This window comes from Vibrio sp. 3-2(1), assembly GCF_963887575.1.
In the GTDB taxonomy this organism is placed as follows: domain Bacteria; phylum Pseudomonadota; class Gammaproteobacteria; order Enterobacterales; family Vibrionaceae; genus Vibrio; species Vibrio anguillarum.
In genome coordinates this window covers 1-20764 of record NZ_CAWPGB010000055.1, presented here as the reverse complement: position 1 = coordinate 20764, position 20764 = coordinate 1, and the positions used below count along the sequence as shown (strand labels likewise).

The window sequence follows — 20764 nt, the reverse complement described above, 5'->3', positions numbered from 1 at the left end:
TCTTCATCATTGGTACTGTCGCGGCGTTAGCTGCTTTCACCCACCCGAATCACTTACTCATGTAAGCTCATCGGGCTTCGATCCATTGTTGCCTTGTTTTTTTAAGCGCCGAGAGTTGCAACCATCACAGCTTTGATGGTGTGCATTCGGTTTTCAGCTTCATCAAACACAATCGAATATTCAGACTCAAACACCTCTTCGGTGACTTCCAACCCTTTCATGCCATATTTTTCCGCCACCTCTTTACCTACGGTGGTTTCGTCGTTATGAAACGCAGGCAAGCAGTGCATAAATTTTACCTGTGGATTACCAGTTTGCTTGATCACATTCATATTGATTTGGTAAGGCGTCATTAAGGCCACGCGTTCATCCCATGCATCGGCTGATTCGCCCATCGAGACCCAAACGTCGGTATAGAGAAAATCGCATCCTTGCACGCCTTCTTGTACATTTTCAGTGAGCGTGATTTTGGCTCCCGTCTGCTTGGCAATTTCTTGGCAAGTGGTGACGAGTGATGCTTCTGGCCAAAACTGTTTGGGTGCCACAAGGCGAATATCCATGCCCATTTTTGCTGCGCCCACCATCAGGGAATTGCCCATGTTATTGCGCGCATCGCCTAGATAAGCCAGTGACACTTGGTGTAACTGCTTACCACGGCCATGCTCAATCATGGTTAAAAAGTCAGCTAAAATCTGTGTTGGGTGGAACTCGTTGGTGAGCCCGTTCCATACAGGAACGCCAGCATGTGCGCCAAGCTCTTCGACAATTTCTTGTCCAAAACCGCGATATTGGATGCCATCGTACATTCTTCCGAGTACGCGAGCGGTGTCTTTCATCGACTCTTTATGACCAATTTGCGACCCTGATGGCCCGATGTAAGAGACTTGAGCGCCTTGATCAAACGCGGCCACTTCAAATGCACATCGCGTCCGTGTTGAGGCTTTCTCAAAAATCAGCGCAATATTTTTACCCGCTAATCTTTTCTGTTCTGATCCGGCGTATTTCGCTTTTTTGAGATCAGCAGAGAGATCGAGCAGAAATTGGATCTCTTTCGGCGTGAAATCGAGCAGTTTGAGAAAGTTGCGGTTGCGTAAATTGAAAGCCATATCCCAGTCCTAAACGGTGAATGATGAATGGCCTTAGTAAAGCATATAAATGCTAAATTTGTGAATAATTATTTTAAAGTAAAGGCGAGATATTAATAATTATCTCGCCTAATGTGACTATAAATTCTCTTCAGCGAATTCGGCCAAGCGGCTGCGAACGACGCCGTTTAAGTGAATGTTGGCGCTGCCTTCAAAGTTTTTAAAGCGCTCAACCATGTAGGTCAAACCCGAGGTCACCGGGGTTAAGTAGTGGGAGTCAATCTGCGCTAAGTTACCAGAACAGACAATTTTAGTGCCCTCACCACAGCGCGTGATGATGGTTTTGATTTGAGAAGCGGTTAAATTTTGACACTCATCGAGTAGCACAAAGGCATTTTGGATTGAGCGCCCACGCATAAAGTTGATCGATTTAAACTGGATATTGGCTTTATCGCAGATGTATTTGAGTGAACCTTCGGTGCAGTGATCGTTTTTGTGCAAGGCTTCCAATGTATCCGTAACCGCCGCCAGCCACGGCATCATTTTCTCTTCCTCTGTTCCGGGTAAGAAGCCGATCGATTCTCCGATATCTGGCGTGTTACGGGTGACGATAATCTTATCGAACATCTTCTTCTCAATGGTTTGTTCAAGAGCGGCGGCCATCGCGAGCAGCGTTTTCCCGCTACCAGCGGCTCCGGTTAAAATCACCAAATCAATGCTTGGATCAAGCAAGGCATCAAGCGCCATCGCTTGGTAGATATTTTTTGGGGTGATGTCCCATGCTTTGCGGTGCATCATTCTCTCGCGGCCAATATCAAGCAGCGTAATTTTTTCTGCGTTGATTTCATGCACGCGTGCCGAAAAATCACTTTCTTCATCAATGACATACTGGTTGATAAAGGTTGGATCAAACGGCGTTTTATCTAACGTATGGAAGGCTTTTCCGCCGACGGTTCTACTCTCAACTTCATCGACGTTGTTCCAAAAATTTCCTTCACGAACTTGGAAGCCTTTGGTCAGGTACTGCACATCATCAATCAATTGGTCAGTGCGGTAATCTTCAACATAGCGCACGCCTGCACCTTTAGCGCGCAATCGCATGTTGATGTCTTTGGTGATGAGAACCACAGAACGTGGCGCTCGTTTCGCTTGCAGGTAAAGTACAGCGTTGAGGATACGGTTGTCGCCAGCTTTGTCAGCAAAGGCTTTGACGGTTTCTTGCAACTCAAAGTCGGCAAGGATCGAGATAGTTCCCGTCTTGCTGGCCTCTTTAGAAAATGGAATACCTTCGGTAATTTCGTCTGGGGTGGCATCGTGGAATAAGTGCTCTAAAGCACGAATAGCGACCCGCGCATCTCGTGCAACATCGCGTTTGCTGTCTTTGATCCGGTCAAGTTCTTCAAGAACGGTCATCGGAATGACCACATCATGCTCTTGGAAGGAGTAAATGGCTAAAGGTTCATGAAGCAGGATGTTGGTATCAAGTACAAACAGTTTCCGATCGGTATCGCCCATAAGCGTCTCCTTGCTGCTGTGCAGCGTGCTTAACAAAAGGTGCTAGCAAGTAGAGGTTATCGATCAATGGATGCCGGTAGTGACTCGATTGCTCGATGACTTACTGCAAGCCTGTGTTGATACTCATTGTCTGTTTGGTCTGCATGCTTCGTGCCAGAGTCATCCTTTTGACTGGCAAAGCAAGCATCGTTACAACAAGTATAGCAACCTTGTTTACTACAAATGCCACCGATTTCTTACAGTTTGATGTCAACCAAAAGTTGAAGAAAAAAATCTTGGTTATCCTTCGCTTTACACGTGACCTGTATCACGCCATCAAGTAAGATTAGCGACCTTTTTCTGCACCACACTCCAACAACAATCATAATTAGGAGTTGCCTTCACGTGGTAGCAGATCGATACAATCCATTCCAAATAAATAAGGTAGTCGATTCATGAGTTTTGCTTTGGGGCAACGCTGGATAAGCGATACAGAAAGTGATCTTGGTTTAGGTACTGTGGTAGCGCTTGATGCGCGTACTGTGACCTTGATGTTTGCTGCATCAGAAGAAAACCGCGTTTATGCACGCAGTGACGCCCCGGTAACACGAGTGACGTTCAATAGCGGTGATGTGGTTGAAAGCCAAGAAGGCTGGTCGCTACGCGTTGAGCAAGTTGTTGAAGAACAAGGACTACTCACTTATCTCGGTACGCGCGAAGACAACGATGAAAGCGGCGTGGCACTACGTGAAATTTTCTTAAGCCACCAAATCCGTTTCAACAAACCGCAAGATAAATTGTTCGCAGGTCAAATTGATCGCATGGATAATTTTGTGTTGCGTTATCGCGCCCTGACTAACCAATATCAACAACACAAAAGCCCAATGCGTGGTTTATGTGGCATGCGCGCGGGCCTGATTCCTCATCAGCTTTATATCGCACATGAGGTTGGCCGTCGCCATGCGCCCCGCGTGTTATTAGCCGATGAAGTGGGGTTAGGTAAAACCATTGAAGCGGGGATGATCATTCATCAACAAGTGCTTTCTGGCCGCGCGGAACGTATTTTGATTGTGGTGCCGGAAACCTTGCAGCACCAATGGCTGGTGGAGATGATGCGTCGCTTTAATCTTCATTTCTCCATTTTTGATGAGGAGCGCTGTGTTGAAGCGTTCGCTGAAGCACACAACCCTTTTGATACTCAGCAATATGTGCTTTGTTCGCTCGATTTTCTGCGTAAAAGCCGTCAACGTTTTGAACAAGCACTTGAGGCGGAGTGGGATCTATTGGTGGTGGATGAAGCGCACCATCTAGAATGGAGCCAAGATAAACCAAGCCGCGAATACCAAGTGGTCGAAGGGCTAGCGCAAAACACCCCAGCGGTACTGCTGCTAACGGCAACGCCGGAGCAATTGGGCCGTGAAAGCCACTTTGCGCGTTTGCGTTTGCTCGATCCCGATCGTTTTTACGATTACGAGGCGTTCGTTGAAGAAGAAGAGCAATATGCGCCCGTAGCCGATTCCGTCAGTGCCTTGTTTTCGGGTGAGAAGTTGCAAAACGAAGCCAAAAACCAAATCACTGAGCTACTTTCAGAGCAAGATGTTGAGCCGCTGTTTCGCATTATTGAAAGCGATGCCGATGAAGAGAGCAAAGCCTCTGCTCGCCAAGAGCTGATTGATAATCTGATGGATCGCCATGGCACAGGCCGCGTGCTGTTTAGAAACACCCGCGCTGCGATTAAAGGGTTTCCTGTGCGTAATGTGCACTTGATGCCGATGGAAATCCCTGCGCAATATACCACCTCGATGCGTGTGGCTGGCATGATCGGCGGTAAGCTCAGTGCTCAGGCTCGCGCGATGAAAATGCTCTATCCCGAAGAGATTTTCCAAGAGTTTGAAGGCGATGATGCAAGCTGGTGGCAGTTCGATTCTCGCGTGAATTGGCTGCTTGAAAAAGTGAAAGAAAAACGCAGCGAAAAGATTTTAGTGATCGCTTCTCGCGCTAGCACCGCGTTACAACTGGAGCAAGCACTGCGTGAGCGTGAAGGCATTCGCGCTACCGTTTTTCATGAAGGTATGTCGATTTTAGAACGTGATAAAGCCGCCGCTTATTTCGCACAAGAAGAGGGTGGCGCGCAAGTATTGATCTGTAGTGAAATCGGCTCTGAAGGGCGTAACTTCCAATTTGCTAACCAGTTGGTGATGTTTGATCTGCCGTTTAACCCAGATCTTTTAGAGCAACGCATTGGCCGTTTGGATCGTATTGGTCAACACCGTGATATCGATATCCATGTGCCGTACCTTAAAGGCACATCGCAAGCGATTTTGGCGCGTTGGTTTGATGAAGGCTTGAATGCATTTGCTGAAACCTGCCCAACAGGCCGCGCTGTGTATGATAAATATGCCGATGATCTGATTGACATGCTGGCTTCGGGAAATATCGATACGTTGGATGAGATCATTGAACAGTCAGCAACGCTCAACAAAACGTTGAAGGCTCAGCTTGAACAAGGGCGTGACCGACTGCTTGAAATGCATTCAAACGGTGGCGAAAAAGCATTGAAAATCGTCGAAAGTATAGCATCAACGGATGGCGATACTAACTTGGTTACTTTCGCTTTGAGCTTATTTGATGCGATCGGTTTAAACCAAGATGATCGGGGTGAAAACGCGCTGGTGGTCACACCATCAGAGCACATGATGGTGCCAAGCTACCCCGGTTTGCCCTATGAAGGAGCGACCATCACTTTTGATCGTGATACGGCATTATCGCGTGAAGATATGAATTTCATCAGTTGGGAACACCCGATGATTCAAGGCGGGATCGACCTACTGATGAGCGAAGGCGTGGGAACATCGGCGGTTTCTCTGCTGAAAAATAAAGCTCTGCCTGTTGGGACTTTGCTGCTTGAGTTGATCTATGTGGTGGATGCACAAGCGCCAAAACGCAGTGGTATCAGCCGCTTCCTTCCTCAAACGCCAATCCGTTTGATGATGGATGCGCGTGGTAATGATCTCTCCGCTCAAGTTGAGTTTGAAAGCTTCAATCGCCAATTAAGCCCAGTGAATCGTCATTTGGCCAGCAAGCTCGTTACGTCGGTACAAAATGATGTGCATAGCTTAATTGCTGCCAGTGAAAGCCAAGTTGTGAGCCGTGTTGAAGTGATTCGTGAACAAGCGCAGAAAGAGATGCAGTCGAGCTTAAACGGTGAACTGGAGCGCTTATTGGCGCTTAAAGCAGTCAACCCGAACATTCGTGATGAAGAGATCAGCGCGATTGAAGAGCAGATTAACGAGTTAAGCGGTTACATCGGTAAAGCGCAATTCCAACTGGATTCGTTGCGTTTAATCGTTGTGACGCATAACTGATCCCTTTACTTGGCCCTTGTGGCGTTACATTAAAAATAACAAAGGCCTTTGTCGATAAGGCCTTTGTTTTATCTGCTGTTACATAATCCACTTCCACCAAATAAATAGCGCTAAAAAGCCAAACAGATAAACAAGCCCTACGATAGATAGTGCTTTGAGTTTTTTTCCTACTGCGAGTTCAGCCGGTAAAGGTGTTTTAGTCACCAGAATATAGTTGAGCAGCGCAAAAATTGGCGTGGTCATAAATGCCATGATCATCGCAAAATTCAGCATTGGCATCAGTGCTGAAGCCCAAAAGGCAATGATGGCTAGCGCTAAAGCCGATACCACGAGGACCCAAGCTTGGTAGCAACGTGGGCTTTGGCTCTCTTTGTTTTGCAAAAGACGTTGTGATTCTGTAATCACCCGTGAATAGCCATCAATGACGGTGATGGTGCTGCCAAAAATACAGAAAAAGGCGATCACTGCAATTAAATAACGTGACCACTCACCTATGGTTGAAGCGTACAATCCGACCAATTGATGCGAAAAGCCGACGCCAGATTTCGAGAGCTCAACGCCTGTTCCGTGTAGTACTAAGGCACCGAGCGACAAAAATACAATCGCCAAGATTGCAGTACCGATATAGCCCACATTGAAATCAAATAGTGCGGATTGCGGCGTCACTTGCTGCTCTTGGCATTGACGTTTGAGCCACACCGAAGTGATGCTCGGAATCTCAATGGGTGCGGGCATCCAGCCCATAGTCACCACCAAAAAACCGATCGCGGCGAGTGTCCAAGGTGAAGGCGAAATGGTTTCTACCACTATCTGCGCTGGGGTTGCGACGGCAATCACCACGGCGAGTAAGGTGGCGATTGTCAGTACTGCCATAATCATTTTAGAAAGTGAGTCGAGCGCGCGAAAGTGGCCTGCAAAAAGGATCAGCAAACAAGTGGTCAGCACAATCACTGAAAGAACAATATTGCCTAGCTCAAAAGGGACAAAATAGGCCAGTAAGCTGGCGCTAAACAGCAGTAACGCGGCGGTGTTTATAATGGCCGATACCACGCTTAAGAGGGCAAAAACCCATAAGTAAGCGCGCCCGAGATGAGCATAGCCTTGTACTAAACTTTTGCCTGTCCCCATGGTGTATTGAATGCCAGCCTTAAAAAAGGGGTATTTTAATAAGTTGACTAGCAAAATGAGGCCTGCGAGTTGCCAGCCATAAATTGCACCTGCTTGAGTTGATGCGACGAGGTGAGAGCCGCCGACGGCTGCTGCTGCCATCATAATGCCCGGCCCGAGTGAACGAAGCAGTTGTGGCAGGGTTAAACGTTTGGCCGATTGATAAGGGACGCTGTGTTCCATTCTTGTTCCTTAGACTTGATGTTGTGTTATTTATAATTTTTGCTTTTGAAGCTGACTTTAATGTCAAGCTCATCAATCAATATCACACCCAGTTAATCTGTCAATTTTAAGTTACATTTCAAGTGATATTTCTAAGCAAGGCTAACTTACTGACGATTTCGTGATTTAACGAAACTAAGATGACTCTTCTCTATTGGCTTGGCGGAGAGGTTGGTATAATGCGCCGATTTTTTTAGGAGAAACCTTCGATGGCTATGCTTGAATACACGCCGCCCACAGATCCTTGGATTGATATTGTCTATGAAGATGATCAGATTCTCGCGGTGAATAAACCTTCAGGTCTGCTGTCGGTTCCAGGACGCTTGCCTGAGCATCACGACAGTATGTGGAGTCGTTTGGCTGAGCAATATCCAGAGATCCAAGTTGTGCATCGTTTGGATATGTCGACTTCTGGCTTGATGGTGCTGGCAAAAAATAAATATGCGGAAGGGGCATTGAAAAAGCAGTTTCAATACCGTTTAACGCATAAAATTTATTACGCTCGCGTGTGGGGCGTAATGGAACTTGACGAGGGGGCGGTTGAATTACCCCTGATTTGCGATTGGCCAAATCGGCCTAAACAGAAAGTCTGCTTTGAAGATGGGAAACCATCAAAAACTTTATATCAAGTAGCGAAAAGAGAAGAAAAAACGACAATTGTACGTCTTTTTCCTGTGACTGGCCGTTCGCATCAATTACGTGTGCACATGCAAGCTTTGGGGTATCCGATTGTGGGTGATGAGTTTTATGCCCCGCAAGAAGCGCAAGATTTTTCCGATCGCTTAGCGCTGCATGCCGCAGAGCTCAGTTTTTATCACCCAAAGAGTCATTGGCTGCGCAATATTTTTGTCGGCTGTGATTTTTATCCCGAAGCACAAGAGCAAATTTTGCAACACTTTGATCCTGAGCGAAAATTACCAGATTACAAAACGTTGCCCCGACCTTAGTGTGATGTGGGTGGCGACAAGGAGCTAATATGTCACTACCCACGGTTGTCTTTCTCGATAGGGCCACAATCCCTGCTTATATTCGATTGCCGAGCTTACCTTTTGCTCATCATTGGCTTGAGTTTGACTTTACTTCTGCCGAACAAGCGCTCGATCGCCTATCTCAAGCCGATATCGTAATCACCAATAAAGTGGTGCTGGATAGGGCGCTACTCTCACAATGTCCGAAATTGCGCTTGATTGCTGTGTCGGCCACAGGCGTCAATAATGTCGATGTCGATTACTGTCGTGAAGCAGGCATCGTACTGGTGAATGTTCAAGGCTATGCCACCCGTTCTGTTCCGGAACATGTAGTTGGGATGATTTATGCCTTAAGGCGTAACTTGTTTGCTTATCATCAAGATATTGCCAATGGCGAGTGGCAGCGCAATCAACAATTTTGCTTTTTTACTCATCCGATAGGGGATGTTGCAGGTTCAACGCTTGGTATTGTGGGGAGTGGCGCGCTCGGACAGGCAACCGCAACGTTGGCACGAGCGATAGGCATGCAGGTGATATTTTCTGAACGAAAGGGGGCCAAGGTATGCCGACAAGGTTTTATGCCTTTTAAACAAATGTTAGCGGAGGCGGATGTTGTGAGCTTACATTGCCCACTGAGCGAGCAAACCCGAAATCTGATAGGTGAGAACGAATTAAAGATGATGAAGCCTAATGCATTGTTGATTAACGCAGGCCGTGGTGGTTTGGTTGATGAGCAAGCACTTGTGACAGCATTGAAATCTGGGCAAATTGCTGGCGCTGGAGTGGATGTATTCAGTCGAGAACCAGCGGATAAAACAAATCCCTTACTAGCCAATATGGATTTGCCAAATTTGTTGCTTACACCACACGTGGCATGGGGTAGTGACTCAGCTATTTCACAATTGGCAACGATTTTGATGGATAACATTGCCGCGTTTGAGCGTGGAGAGCACAAAAATCGCGTCTGCTGATGGCGTGAATAAATAAAAAAGGTCGGTATTTTCACACCGACCTTTTTAATGATAACGCAATCGCGATTATAGCGCGGCTATGGTCGCTTTCTGTTCTTCCAGTTTAACCAAGGTATCTTGATAGCCATTCAGCTTTTGACGCTCGATAGCGACAACGGCTTCGGGTGCTTTAGCGACGAACCCTTGGTTATTGAGTTTGCCTTCAATGCGTTTGATTTCGCCTTGAGTTTTAGCAATCTCTTTTGCTAAGCGCTCTAGCTCCGCATCTTTATCAATCAAACCAGCCATTGGGATCATCAGTTCAGATTGACCAACCAGCGCCGTTGCACAAGCAGGAGTCTCTTCACCCTCTTCAAGAACGCGTAGTGCCTCCAGTTTAGCCAGTGACAACAGTACCGCTTTGTTCGCTTCTAAACGTGCCACTTCTTGCTTGTTGGCGGCTTTTAGCATCACGTTAAGAGGTTTGCCTGGGTTGATATCGTACTCGGCACGTAGGTTGCGAATGCTAGTAATAAAGGCTTTCACCCATTCGATATCATCCAGCGCTGCTTGGTTGAAGTTAGCTTCATCATACTGAGGCAACGCTTGCAGCATGATGGTGTTACCTTCAACGCCGTCCACTAATGGCTTAATGCTTTGCCAAATAGTTTCAGTGATATACGGGATTACTGGGTGCGCGAGGCGTAATGTTTTCTCTAATACCGTAATTAATGTACGGCGCGTTGCGCGTTGCTGCGCTTCACTGCCTTTCCATAATACGGGTTTAGTCAGCTCTAAGTACCAGTCGCAGAATTGGTTCCAGATGAATTCGTAAAGGGTATTTGCCGCCATATCTAAACGGAAGTTGTTGATATGGTTGTTGAACTCTTTAGCCGTCAATTCAAATTGAGATTCGATCCATTTATCGGCTAACGAATACTCAAGCTGGCTACCTGCGTTGAAGCCACAATCAAGATCTTCGGTATTCATCAACACGTAACGGCTCGCGTTCCAGAGTTTGTTACAGAAGTTGCGGTAACCTTCTAGGCGTTTCATGTCCCAGTTGATATCACGACCGGTTGAAGCCATCGCTGCTAGCGTGAAACGCAGTGCGTCGGTTCCATAAGGTTCGATACCATTTTCAAAGGTTTTACGTGTATTTTTCTCGATCTTGGCTGCAAGCTGTGGCTGCATCATGTTGCCACAACGTTTTTCAACCAGAGATTCAAGATCAATACCATCGATCATGTCGATAGGATCAAGCACGTTGCCTTTAGATTTTGACATTTTGTCGCCGTTTTCATCACGGATAAGGCCTGTGACATAAACAGTTTTAAATGGCACTTGTGGTTTACCATTCTCATCTTTACAGAAGTGCATGGTCATCATGATCATGCGTGCAACCCAGAAGAAGATGATGTCAAAACCAGTAACAAGAACGTCAGACGGGTGGAATGTTTTTAGTGCCTCAGTATTTTCTGGCCAGCCTTGTGTACCAAAAGTCCAAAGAGCAGAGGAGAACCAAGTGTCCAATACATCATCATCTTGGCGCAGTACCACCACTGGTGCTAGGTTGTTTTGTTCGCGCACTTCTTCTTCGTTACGGCCGACATAAACGTTGCCGTCGTTGTCATACCAAGCAGGAATACGATGACCCCACCAAAGTTGGCGTGAGATACACCAATCTTGCACGTCACGCATCCATGAGAAGTACATGTTTTCGTACTGCTTAGGCACAAATTGAATCTCGCCATCTTCAACGGCTTTGGTTGCGACTTCCGCTAGTGGCGCTGTGCGTACGTACCATTGGTCGGTCAGCATCGGTTCGATAACCACACCACCACGGTCACCGTAAGGAATGGTGAGGTCGTGATCTTTGATTTCTTCAAGCAGGCCGAGAGCTTCAAATTCAGCTACGATGGCTTTACGTGCCGCAAAGCGCTCCATGCCTTGGTATTTAGCAGGAAGATCGCTGCTGTAAGCGTCACTTGGTTCACCATTGGTGTTGAACACTTCGGCGGCGTCACGAATGTTGGCATCAAAGGTGAAAATGTTGATCATCGGCAGTTGGTGGCGCTTACCGACTTCATAGTCATTGAAATCGTGAGCAGGGGTGATCTTCACACAGCCTGTGCCTTTTTCCATGTCTGCGTGCTCATCGCCCACGATAGAAATGCGGCGATTGACGATTGGCAGCATGATCTCTTTACCGATCAGAGCTTGGTAGCGTGGATCTTCAGGGTTAACCGCTACACCTGTGTCACCCAGCATGGTTTCAGGACGAGTGGTCGCAACAACAATGTAGTCTTTACCGTCTGCTGTTTTTACGCCGTCAGCCAGTGGGTAACGGAAGTGCCACATGTGACCTTTGACGTCTTTGTTTTCTACTTCTAGATCAGAAATTGCAGTGTGCAGTTTTGGATCCCAGTTCACAAGACGTTTACCACGGTAGAGTAAATCTTCTTGGTAAAGGCGAACAAACACTTCTTGAACGGCATTGGATAGGCCCGCATCCATAGTGAATCGTTCACGATCCCAGTCTACCGATGCGCCAAGGCGGCGAAGCTGTTTAGTGATGGTGCCACCTGATTCGCCTTTCCATTCCCAAATTTTGTCGATAAACGCTTCGCGACCGTAGTCATGCTTGGTTTTGCCTTCTTCAGCAGCAATTTTACGTTCAACCACCATTTGGGTAGCAATACCGGCGTGGTCTGTACCCACTTGCCATAAGGTATTTTTGCCTTTCATGCGTTCGCAGCGGATCAAAGTATCCATAATGGTGTCTTGGAATGCGTGACCCATATGAAGGCTACCAGTGACGTTCGGCGGTGGGATCATGATGCTGTACGCTTCTTTTGATGTATCACCGTGAGGCTTAAAGTAGCCGTTCTCTTCCCAAGTCTGATACAGAGCTTGTTCGATTGCTGTTGGGTTATATGTCTTTTCCATAGTGCTCTTAAATGGATACTGTGAATGGTTAATCTTAGTCAAACTTCATAAGTGAAGGATCTTGTTAAAGATCGCCTTAACTATAAGGTTTGACCTATGGATGTTGGATCTCGATTGTTTGCAATTGGTAGCCAGCTTGACGGTAGATTTTATACCTTTCGCGTGCTCGTTGCTTTGCTTTTTCTTCGCAGGGGACGAAGTCTACCACCTCAGCAAAGGCGTTCGCAAAGGTTGTATGATTATCCGCCACATTTATTACCAGTTGACGATTCCAATTGGGTTTGACGTTGGGGTAGCCAATCTCGATATGAGTTGAGTATTTCGGACCTTCACCCACCAGATTGTGCGCGACAAACTGTTCTGCAGGCACTTGCCATAAATGTTCAGCAAACTGTTCAGCGTGAGTTTTATCATCACAATGCAGATAAATTTTTGCCCCTTGTTTGGCGAAGTGATGAGCCAGAAATAGGACATATTGCTCAAAGCCTGCCAGCGTTGCTTGAGGGCTTTCTTCGTTCACAATGTAAAAGGTGGCTCGCTGCATGTTGTCACCTACTATCTAATCGCTCATCAACAAAAAAGGGCCTTGCGGCCCTTTTCACATTTTGAGGTTATTCCTCAGACTCTTGGCCGCTGCGGTTCAATAAGAACTGGACGAGCAATGAGACGGGACGACCTGTTGATCCTTTTGCTGCTCCTGACTTCCATGCCGTGCCAGCAATATCCAAATGCGCCCAGTTATATTTCTTAGCAAATTTAGATAAGAAGCAGCCAGCGGTAATCGTACCACCAGGGCGACCACCGATGTTTGCCATATCAGCAAATGGACTCTTTAGCTGCTCATGGTACTCGTCGGCCATTGGTAGACGCCATGCGCGATCGCTTGCTTGTTCTGAAGCATTAACCAATTCATGCGCTAATGGGTTGTGGTTTGAAACCACGCCACTGATGTGGTGACCTAATGCAATCACACAAGCGCCAGTTAGTGTTGCCACATCTACCACGCAATCGGGTTCAAAACGCTCAACGTAAGTGAGTGCATCACATAGAACTAAGCGACCTTCGGCATCGGTATTGAGTACTTCAACCGTTTGGCCAGACATAGTCGTGAGAATGTCACCAGGGCGATAGGCATTGCTGCCTGGCATGTTTTCACAACCGGCTAAGATACCCACGACATTTAATGGCAATTTCAATTTAGCCAATGCTTTCATTGCGCCAAAGACTGACGCCGCACCGCACATGTCATACTTCATTTCATCCATGCCTTCGCCTGGTTTTAATGAAATACCGCCGGAATCAAACGTTAGGCCTTTACCCACCAACACAATTGGTTTTGCATCTGGATCTGGGTTGCCTTTGTACTCAATGACCGACATCATCGACTCATTTTTTGAGCCACGACCGACGGCGAGATAAGAGGTCATGCCCAACTTTTCCATCTCTTCTTCACCAATGATTTTGGTGGTGACGCTCTCGTAGTCGTCCGCTAAGCGGCGCGCTTGAGATGCAAGATAAGCTGGGTTGGCAATGTTGGGTGGCATATTGCCAAGATCTTTCGACGCTTTCACACCGGATGCAATCGCAAGGCCGTGTGTAATCGCGCGCTCACCTAAGTTAAGCTCACGGCGAGTCGGTACGTTAAAGACAAGTTTGCGCAGTGGGCGGCGAGTCTCCGGTTTCACGCTCTTGAATTGATCAAAGGTGTACAGACCATCTTTCGTTGCTTCAACCGCTTGGCGTACTTTCCAATAAGTATCGCGGCCTTTAACGTGTAGTTCAGTCAGAAAACATACGGCTTCCATTGAACCCGTTTCGTTCAGTGTGCTGATGGTTTTTTGAATGATTTCTTTGTACTGACGTTCGCCTAATTCGCGCTCTTTACCACAACCTACCAGTAAAACGCGTTCAGACAGAACACCAGGGACTTGATGCAGCAGTAGCATCTGGCCGGGTTTACCCTCGAGATCACCACGGCGAAGTAGTGAACTAATATAGCCGTCGCTGATTTTATCAAGCTGCTCTGCTACTGGAGAAAGGCGGCGTGGTTCGAACACTCCAACAACGATACATGCGCTACGTTGTTTCTCTGGACTGCCACTTTTTACACTGAACTCCATGCGTACTCCTACATCCTGAAGACAAATAGAACTAAATGTTAGATAATGCGCTCTTAGTGGTTGAATCCGAGTTTGGATCTACTTTTAATTGAACGCCCAACAGTTAGTGAAAATTTTAAAAATAAAAGGTTCAACGGGAAATTATAGTGATTCAATCAAAAAAACAAGTTTTGTATAGGTAATTTCAGCGTGATTATTGTTAGATATTTGATCCGCGAGACACTCAAGAGCCAATTTGCGATCTTTTTCGTACTGTTTCTCGTGTTTCTTAGCCAACGATTTATTCGCGTTTTGGCTGAAGCTTCCGATGGTGACATTCCAGCACGAATGATCTTATCTATTGTAAGTTTAAATATGCCCGCAATGGGGTTATTAATGCTGCCTTTGAGTTTGTATATCGGCATCTTACTGACTTTTGGGCGTTTGTACGCAGAAAGCGAAATTACGGTGATGAATGCCACTGGCATCGGCAATAAATTTTTGATCCGTGCTGCACTCTATTTGGCTTTGATCACTTCAGGTGCTGCAGCATTTAACGCATTCTGGTTGGCACCTTGGAGCCAAGATAAAGAAGCACAATTAATGGAGCAGCTCGCAGCAGAAAATAGTGTTGATTTGCTACAGAAAGGACAATTTCAACGCACACCAGATGGTTCCTCGGTGGTTTTCATCGAAAATATTGAAAACAAAAAACTGCATAATGTGTTTGTTGCGCAGCTTGCACCAAAGGATTCGATACTCCCAAGTGTGATGTTCTCTAATTCTGGTGATGTTAAAGAGCTCAGTGATGGCCGTCAGATGATCACCATGTATGACGGGATTCGCTATGAAGGCGTGCCAACACGCGTTGATTATATGATCACAAAATTTGACGAATACGAAGGTTTAATTGGGCAGCGTGAAGTTAAACCCAAAGGACGCGATTGGGAGGCGTTACCGACATCCAATCTGCTTTCCAACCCGGATCGAAGAGCGAAAGCTGAGTTGCAATGGCGAATTTCTCTGGTGATTTGTATTCCGTTACTCACCATGCTGGTGGTCCCTTTGTCGGCGGTTAACCCTCGGCAAGGACGCTTTGCGAAAATGGGACCTGCAATCTTAATTTATTTGGCCTATTTTATGGCCATCAGCGCAACCAAGTCCGCCATTGAAGATGGCTCACTTGCTACGGTGATCGGTATGTGGCCAATCAATGCTGCATTACTTTTAGCGGCGATTTCAGTGAATATCATGGACAGTGTGCCAGTGCGGCGCTTCAAAGATAAACTAAGACTAAAGAAGGCAGCATAACGCGTGTTTAAGATTTTAGATTTATACGTCGGCCGTACTATTGTTGCGACAACCTCGCTAGTGCTGGCGACCTTTGTTGGTTTGTCCGGCATTATCAAATATGTTGAGCAATTGAGAAAAGTCGGGGAAGGAAGCTACGATTTACTGCAAGCTTTACTGTTTGTGGTGTTGAGCATTCCTCGTGATATCGAGATGTTTTTTCCTATGGCCGCCTTACTCGGTGCGTTGATTGGGTTAGGTATGTTGGCATCAAGTTCTGAGCTCGTTGTCATGCAAGCTGCGGGGTTTTCTAAGCTTAATATCGGTATGTCGGTATTAAAAACCGCAGTGCCATTAATGATCATTGTCACCTTGCTTGGCCAATGGGGAGCCCCCCAAGCGCAGAAGATGGCGCGAGATCTGCGCGCTTTTTCTCTCTCTGGCGGTAGTATTGTTTCAGTGCGCAGCGGTGTGTGGGCGCGCGATGTGAATGATTTTATCTTTATTGGTAAAATTGATGACAACAAACTCTATGGCTTAAATATGTGGCGCTTTGATAACAATAAGAGTTTGCAAAACATCCTTTTTGCCGAAGAGGTGGATTACGATAAAGACAATCAATGGGTAATGAAAAATGTTCAAATCACCGACATGCGCGATGATGTATTGATAACAAAGCAAACATTACCTGAATACCGTTGGACGACTTCATTAGCTCCAGACAAACTGGCGGTTGTCACGGTCAAGCCTGAAGAGTTGTCACTGAGTGGCTTGTATGATTATGTCAGCTATTTAAAAACGTCGGAGCAAGATGCTTCACGGTACGATCTGGCGTTGTGGCGTAAAATTACTCAACCTTTTTCTATTGCTGTGATGATGCTAATGGCACTGTCGTTTATTTTTGGGCCATTGCGCAGCGTTACTATGGGCGCAAGGATTTTGTCAGGCGTGATTGCAGGCTTTACATTTTATATTTCCAGTGAGTTTTTCGGCCCACTGAGTCTTGTTTATGGTATCCCACCAGTGTTTGGTGCCGTCGCACCCAGTTTGGTGTTTCTCAGCGTTGCCGTAATGTTGTTAAGACGAAAACTCTAAAAATGACAGGTAAGAACTATCAACAAAAAGGAAGGGCAAACCTTCCTTTTTGTTATTCCGGCTCAATTAACTTTAGGAAGTACCACTACTTTCGTTTTGGCCCAAATATCTTGGAACCCTCTTTTTTGCTGATCAAAGGGTACGGTGAGGTTTGCCAAGCCAAAGCCTGAGGTGAACAAACGTATTAAAGCTTGCGTGGCGCTGATTGAATTTCCATCTTGTTCGTTAATTATCAAAAGTCGCCAAGCACGCATCCCTAATGTCTGGCCTGCTCTTGTCCAGAAAAAGACGAAGAAGTAGACCCAGACAGCGGCAAGGTAAAATGTGTAAACATAGCTCCAAATGGGATGACGAGTGAGAAGGTCGCTGACATCTGCATACGAGCCATAGCTCATCACATTCAACGCAACGAGAGCTTCTAATATAGCAACGACAACACCAGCAGCCATCATCTCAAGAGCAATGATGATTAATGCATCGTAAATGAGCGCACCAAATCGGCGTAGTAATCCGGCAGGCGGTAGAGAAATAGAGTTACTCATCATATCTAAACATCTTTTGTATTCGCGAAATTGCAGCAGCATATAGCCTCGAAGAGGATCTGAAAAGAGAAGAGACGCACAGCTTGAAGGTTTGTGGCGAAAATATCGGCAAACGATTTGTATTTCAATATTTTGTTATTGCGCCAATAACTTTCTTACGTATAATGCCAACCATCAAAGGGCAATGCCCAAGATGCCGGTGTGGTGAAATTGGTAGACACGACGGATTCAAAATCCGTTTCCTTCGGGAGTGGCGGTTCAAGTCCGCCCACCGGTACCATAATTTAAACAACAAAGCCTCGACGAAAGTCGGGGCTTTGTTGTTTTTGTCCTCGAAATAATAGTCCACTATCTTAGATAAATGGGACTCTTTTGATAGCCTTCACATACTTCTATATTGAACAGCGCACATTTCTCGCTTCTAGCCATACACATTTATATCAACACTACTAATATGTAGTTGATGAACTTTTGAGTGGCTTCTTTTAAACTCATTAACTACTTAGTACTTAAGGTGTTATATAAATTGTGGCAAGCATAAAAATCACAGTAGATAGATTGCAGCCTGGCCTGCACATTAAGTTGCCCGTAAAGTGGAACGAACACCCCTTTCTTTTTAATAGCTTTAAGATTAAATCCCAAGAACAGATTCAATTGATAAAACACTTGGGGATTCAACATGTTTATATCAATCCTGCGCAAAGCGATACTCAACCCTTACCTGTCAATACGCAGCCGGAAGCCATAGAAGAATCTTCAGAGATGGAGAGTGAGGCTGAAAAATTGTGGGAAGAGAAGCAGAAACGGATTGAAAAGTTGAACGCATATCGTAGGCGAGTTCTAAACTGTGAAAAAGAGTTTGAGCGTTCTCTATCCCGTATGCGTGCGGTAATGAACAAGATACGCAATCGGCCAGAGGATGCGATAGATGAAGCTTCAATTTTGGTTGAAGATATCGTCGATAAGCTACTGAGTGAAGATAGCGTTACGCTGCATTTAATGAATGGCAAAAGTGAGTTTGAAGACATCTACTTTCATTCACTCAACGTTTCGGTCATTGCAATGATGATAGGAAAAGCGAAAGGGTATGATGCTCAAAAAATCAAAGAACTTGCTTTTGCTGCGCTGTTTCATGATATAGGCAAAATTAAGGTTCCCACCGCGATTGTTAGAAAGAAAACAACACTGACAGAGCCCGAACAAAATTATCTCAAATTACATACTAAGTATGGTTTGGATATTGCGAGTCATATCGATAGCTTTCCAGAAAGTGCAAAGAGAGTAATAGAACAGCATCATGAACTTAATGACGGCAGTGGGTATCCGCTTGGTTTAAAGGAAGCGGCTATTGATGAGCTTTCACAGGTCATTACGGTCGCGAATGTATTTGATAATTTGTGTCATCCCAATATCGTTGCAGAGCAGAAGATTCCTTATATTGCACTTTCCTATATGTATAAGCATTGTAATCACTTATATAGTAACGAAAACTTAAACGTATTGGTTAAATTTATGGGCGTTTTCCCTCCAGGAACCGTTGTTCAGCTTTCTAACAATATGGTTGGGTTAGTCATCTCCGTAAACGCCAGCCACTTACTATATCCTAATGTATTGATTTACGACCCTTCGGTTCCGCGAACCCAAGCGCCCATTATTGATTTAGCTGATCGAGATTTGAAAATTGTTAATGCCATTCTTCCGCATAAACTTCCGGATAAAATCCGAGACTATCTTAACCCACGCTCTAGAATCTCTTATTTCTTCGATAGTGATGAGTAATATGCTTCTTTGTACTGCCTCAGTGCGAGCTTTCATTGACGAAGAAAAGCACGCAATATTAAGTGTGTCACCTCAATGCTCTGGTGATAACAAGGAGATTTAGAGAGGGAAATAGGTCGCTAATTAATCGATATTTAACGCTTTGGTGTCTTTTTGTTCACTTGAGCTATCAGAAGGTACTTTTTTCTAAAAACTGCTTGCACTCATCTTCGTTCTCCCTATAATGCCGCCTCACTGACACGGCACAGCCAGTAAGGGTTTAAGCCCAACCAGCAGCCAATCAGTAGGTCAAATCGGTAAGACGAAATAATTTAATAAAGTGTTTGACACTTTCCATTATCTCGCTAGAATGGCCGCCTCTTCAAAGGAAGCCTCGGCAACCCAGAGAAGAACGCTCTTTAACAATATAAACCTATCAATCTGTGTGGGCACTCGTTGATGATAATCAAAAAAGATTTATCAATGAACTGAGTGACCAATCAGAATCAAGTTTACTTGATTTTGGCACAGTCAATTCATTGTTGTTCTGTTGGAACAACAATAGCTTTAAAATTACTTTTTTACTTTCGAGTAAAAACAGTTTTGAAGTCAGTATTCATTGAGCCGGTCTTAGGACCAACAAAACTTTAATTGAAGAGTTTGATCATGGCTCAGATTGAACGCTGGCGGCAGGCCTAACACATGCAAGTCGAGCGGCAGCACAGAGGAACTTGTTCCTTGGGTGGCGAGCGGCGGACGGGTGAGTAATGCCTAGGAAATTGCCCTGATGTGGGGGATAACCATTGGAAACGATGGCTAATACCGCATGATGCCTACGGGCCAAAGAGGGGGACCTTCGGGCCTCTCGCGTCAGGATATGCCTAGGTGGGATTAGCTAGTTGGTGAGGTAATGGCTCACCAAGGCGACGATCCCTAGCTGGTCTGAGAGGATGATCAGCCACACTGGAACTGAGACACGGTCCAGACTCCTACGGGAGGCAGCAGTGGGGAATATTGCACAATGGGCGCAAGCCTGATGCAGCCATGCCGCGTGTATGAAGAAGGCCTTCGGGTTGTAAAGTACTTTCAGTCGTGAGGAAGGTGGTGTTGTTAATAGCAGCATCATTTGACGTTAGCGACAGAAGAAGCACCGGCTAACTCCGTGCCAGCAGCCGCGGTAATACGGAGGGTGCGAGCGTTAATCGGAATTACTGGGCGTAAAGCGCATGCAGGTGGTGGATTAAGTCAGATGTGAAAGCCCGGGGCTCAACCTCGGAACCGCATTTGAAACTGGTTCACTAGAGTACTGTAGAGGGGGGTAGAATTTCAGGTGTAGCGGTGAAATGCGTAGAGATCTGAAGGAATACCGGTGGCGAAGGCGGCCCCCTGGACAGATACTGACACTCAGATGCGAAAGCGTGGGGAGCAAACAGGATTAGATACCCTGGTAGTCCACGCCGTAAACGATGTCTACTTGGAGGTTGTGGCCTTGAGCCGTGGCTTTCGGAGCTAACGCGTTAAGTAGACCGCCTGGGGAGTACGGTCGCAAGATTAAAACTCAAATGAATTGACGGGGGCCCGCACAAGCGGTGGAGCATGTGGTTTAATTCGATGCAACGCGAAGAACCTTACCTACTCTTGACATCCAGAGAAGCCAGCGGAGACGCAGGTGTGCCTTCGGGAGCTCTGAGACAGGTGCTGCATGGCTGTCGTCAGCTCGTGTTGTGAAATGTTGGGTTAAGTCCCGCAACGAGCGCAACCCTTATCCTTGTTTGCCAGC

The 20764-nt window shown here is 46.1% G+C and carries 13 protein-coding genes, 1 tRNA gene and 1 rRNA gene; 8 read left to right on the top strand and 7 right to left on the bottom strand.

Going from position 1 to position 20764, the window contains the following annotated elements; all coding sequences use genetic code 11:
* Positions 1-101 precede the first annotated feature (101 nt).
* Together argF and AACQ79_RS14370 are read right to left on the bottom strand one after the other, a co-directional pair.
* Positions 102-1106 carry an ornithine carbamoyltransferase gene (argF, locus tag AACQ79_RS14375; RefSeq protein WP_013855990.1) on the bottom strand — a complete coding sequence of 335 codons (1005 nt, stop codon included), beginning with the start codon at positions 1104-1106 and terminating at the stop codon, positions 102-104.
* Between the two features lie 117 nt (positions 1107-1223).
* A complete protein-coding gene (locus AACQ79_RS14370) occupies positions 1224-2600 on the bottom strand; it encodes a PhoH family protein (protein WP_094127413.1) in 1377 nt (458 codons plus the stop codon).
* 434 nt (positions 2601-3034) lie between these two features.
* Here AACQ79_RS14370 and rapA point away from each other — a divergent pair, with 434 nt between their 5' ends.
* The gene (gene rapA / locus AACQ79_RS14365) at positions 3035-5944 is read left to right on the top strand and encodes an RNA polymerase-associated protein RapA (protein WP_170888811.1); all 2910 of its coding nucleotides are present in this window, start codon (positions 3035-3037) and stop codon (positions 5942-5944) included.
* Between the two features lie 78 nt (positions 5945-6022).
* Here rapA and AACQ79_RS14360 read toward each other — a convergent pair whose 3' ends face one another.
* Positions 6023-7294, bottom strand: a complete 1272-nt coding sequence (locus AACQ79_RS14360) for an NRAMP family divalent metal transporter (protein WP_170899285.1) — start codon at positions 7292-7294, stop codon at positions 6023-6025.
* A gap of 248 nt (positions 7295-7542) precedes the next feature.
* On the opposite strand from AACQ79_RS14360, the gene AACQ79_RS14355 reads away from it, so the two are divergent.
* Both AACQ79_RS14355 and AACQ79_RS14350 read left to right on the top strand, forming a co-directional pair.
* Positions 7543-8280, top strand: coding sequence for an RluA family pseudouridine synthase (locus AACQ79_RS14355; protein ID WP_010318839.1), 738 nt, complete (start codon positions 7543-7545; stop codon positions 8278-8280).
* 29 nt (positions 8281-8309) lie between these two features.
* Positions 8310-9272, top strand: coding sequence for a D-2-hydroxyacid dehydrogenase (locus tag AACQ79_RS14350; RefSeq protein ID WP_170899284.1), 963 nt, complete (start codon positions 8310-8312; stop codon positions 9270-9272).
* A gap of 66 nt (positions 9273-9338) precedes the next feature.
* Here AACQ79_RS14350 and AACQ79_RS14345 read toward each other — a convergent pair whose 3' ends face one another.
* From AACQ79_RS14345 to pepA, 3 genes are all read right to left on the bottom strand, one after another.
* Positions 9339-12200 (bottom strand): valine--tRNA ligase, encoded by a 2862-nt coding sequence (locus AACQ79_RS14345; protein ID WP_170899283.1) that lies wholly within the window; start codon positions 12198-12200, stop codon positions 9339-9341.
* Positions 12201-12294: 94 nt separating this feature from the next.
* Entirely contained in the window at positions 12295-12744 is a 450-nt protein-coding gene (locus AACQ79_RS14340; protein WP_017043380.1) for a DNA polymerase III subunit chi, read from the bottom strand.
* A gap of 67 nt (positions 12745-12811) precedes the next feature.
* The gene (gene pepA / locus AACQ79_RS14335) at positions 12812-14320 is read right to left on the bottom strand and encodes a leucyl aminopeptidase (protein ID WP_010318842.1); all 1509 of its coding nucleotides are present in this window, start codon (positions 14318-14320) and stop codon (positions 12812-12814) included.
* A gap of 189 nt (positions 14321-14509) precedes the next feature.
* Here pepA and lptF point away from each other — a divergent pair, with 189 nt between their 5' ends.
* Positions 14510-15610, top strand: a complete 1101-nt coding sequence (gene lptF, locus AACQ79_RS14330) for an LPS export ABC transporter permease LptF (RefSeq protein ID WP_013855997.1) — start codon at positions 14510-14512, stop codon at positions 15608-15610.
* A gap of 3 nt (positions 15611-15613) precedes the next feature.
* Positions 15614-16684: an LPS export ABC transporter permease LptG gene (gene lptG / locus AACQ79_RS14325; RefSeq protein WP_013855998.1), complete on the top strand. Its 1071-nt coding sequence runs from the start codon at positions 15614-15616 to the stop codon at positions 16682-16684.
* Between the two features lie 62 nt (positions 16685-16746).
* On the opposite strand, the gene AACQ79_RS14320 is transcribed toward lptG, so the two are convergent.
* Positions 16747-17268, bottom strand: a complete 522-nt coding sequence (locus AACQ79_RS14320; protein ID WP_013855999.1) for an RDD family protein — start codon at positions 17266-17268, stop codon at positions 16747-16749.
* Positions 17269-17421: 153 nt separating this feature from the next.
* Between AACQ79_RS14320 and AACQ79_RS14315 the strand changes: the two genes are divergently transcribed.
* From AACQ79_RS14315 to AACQ79_RS14305, 3 genes are all read left to right on the top strand, one after another.
* A tRNA-Leu gene (locus tag AACQ79_RS14315) sits at positions 17422-17506 on the top strand.
* A 248-nt stretch (positions 17507-17754) separates the two neighbouring features.
* Entirely contained in the window at positions 17755-19005 is a 1251-nt protein-coding gene (locus tag AACQ79_RS14310; protein ID WP_017045406.1) for an HD-GYP domain-containing protein, read from the top strand.
* A 627-nt stretch (positions 19006-19632) separates the two neighbouring features.
* A 16S ribosomal RNA gene (locus AACQ79_RS14305) occupies positions 19633-20764 on the top strand; the annotation flags it as partial.

What these genes read in the sequence shown, in the direction of transcription:
- argF (WP_013855990.1), bottom strand. Translation starts at nt 1,106, where the DNA reads ATGGCTTTCAATTTACGCAACCGCAACTTTCTCAAACTGCTCGATTTC.
- AACQ79_RS14370 (WP_094127413.1), bottom strand. Translation starts at nt 2,600, where the DNA reads ATGGGCGATACCGATCGGAAACTGTTTGTACTTGATACCAACATCCTG.
- rapA (WP_170888811.1), top strand. Translation starts at nt 3,035, where the DNA reads ATGAGTTTTGCTTTGGGGCAACGCTGGATAAGCGATACAGAAAGTGAT.
- AACQ79_RS14360 (WP_170899285.1), bottom strand. Translation starts at nt 7,294, where the DNA reads ATGGAACACAGCGTCCCTTATCAATCGGCCAAACGTTTAACCCTGCCA.
- AACQ79_RS14355 (WP_010318839.1), top strand. Translation starts at nt 7,543, where the DNA reads ATGGCTATGCTTGAATACACGCCGCCCACAGATCCTTGGATTGATATT.
- AACQ79_RS14350 (WP_170899284.1), top strand. Translation starts at nt 8,310, where the DNA reads ATGTCACTACCCACGGTTGTCTTTCTCGATAGGGCCACAATCCCTGCT.
- AACQ79_RS14345 (WP_170899283.1), bottom strand. Translation starts at nt 12,200, where the DNA reads ATGGAAAAGACATATAACCCAACAGCAATCGAACAAGCTCTGTATCAG.
- AACQ79_RS14340 (WP_017043380.1), bottom strand. Translation starts at nt 12,744, where the DNA reads ATGCAGCGAGCCACCTTTTACATTGTGAACGAAGAAAGCCCTCAAGCA.
- pepA (WP_010318842.1), bottom strand. Translation starts at nt 14,320, where the DNA reads ATGGAGTTCAGTGTAAAAAGTGGCAGTCCAGAGAAACAACGTAGCGCA.
- AACQ79_RS14320 (WP_013855999.1), bottom strand. Translation starts at nt 17,268, where the DNA reads ATGCTGCTGCAATTTCGCGAATACAAAAGATGTTTAGATATGATGAGT.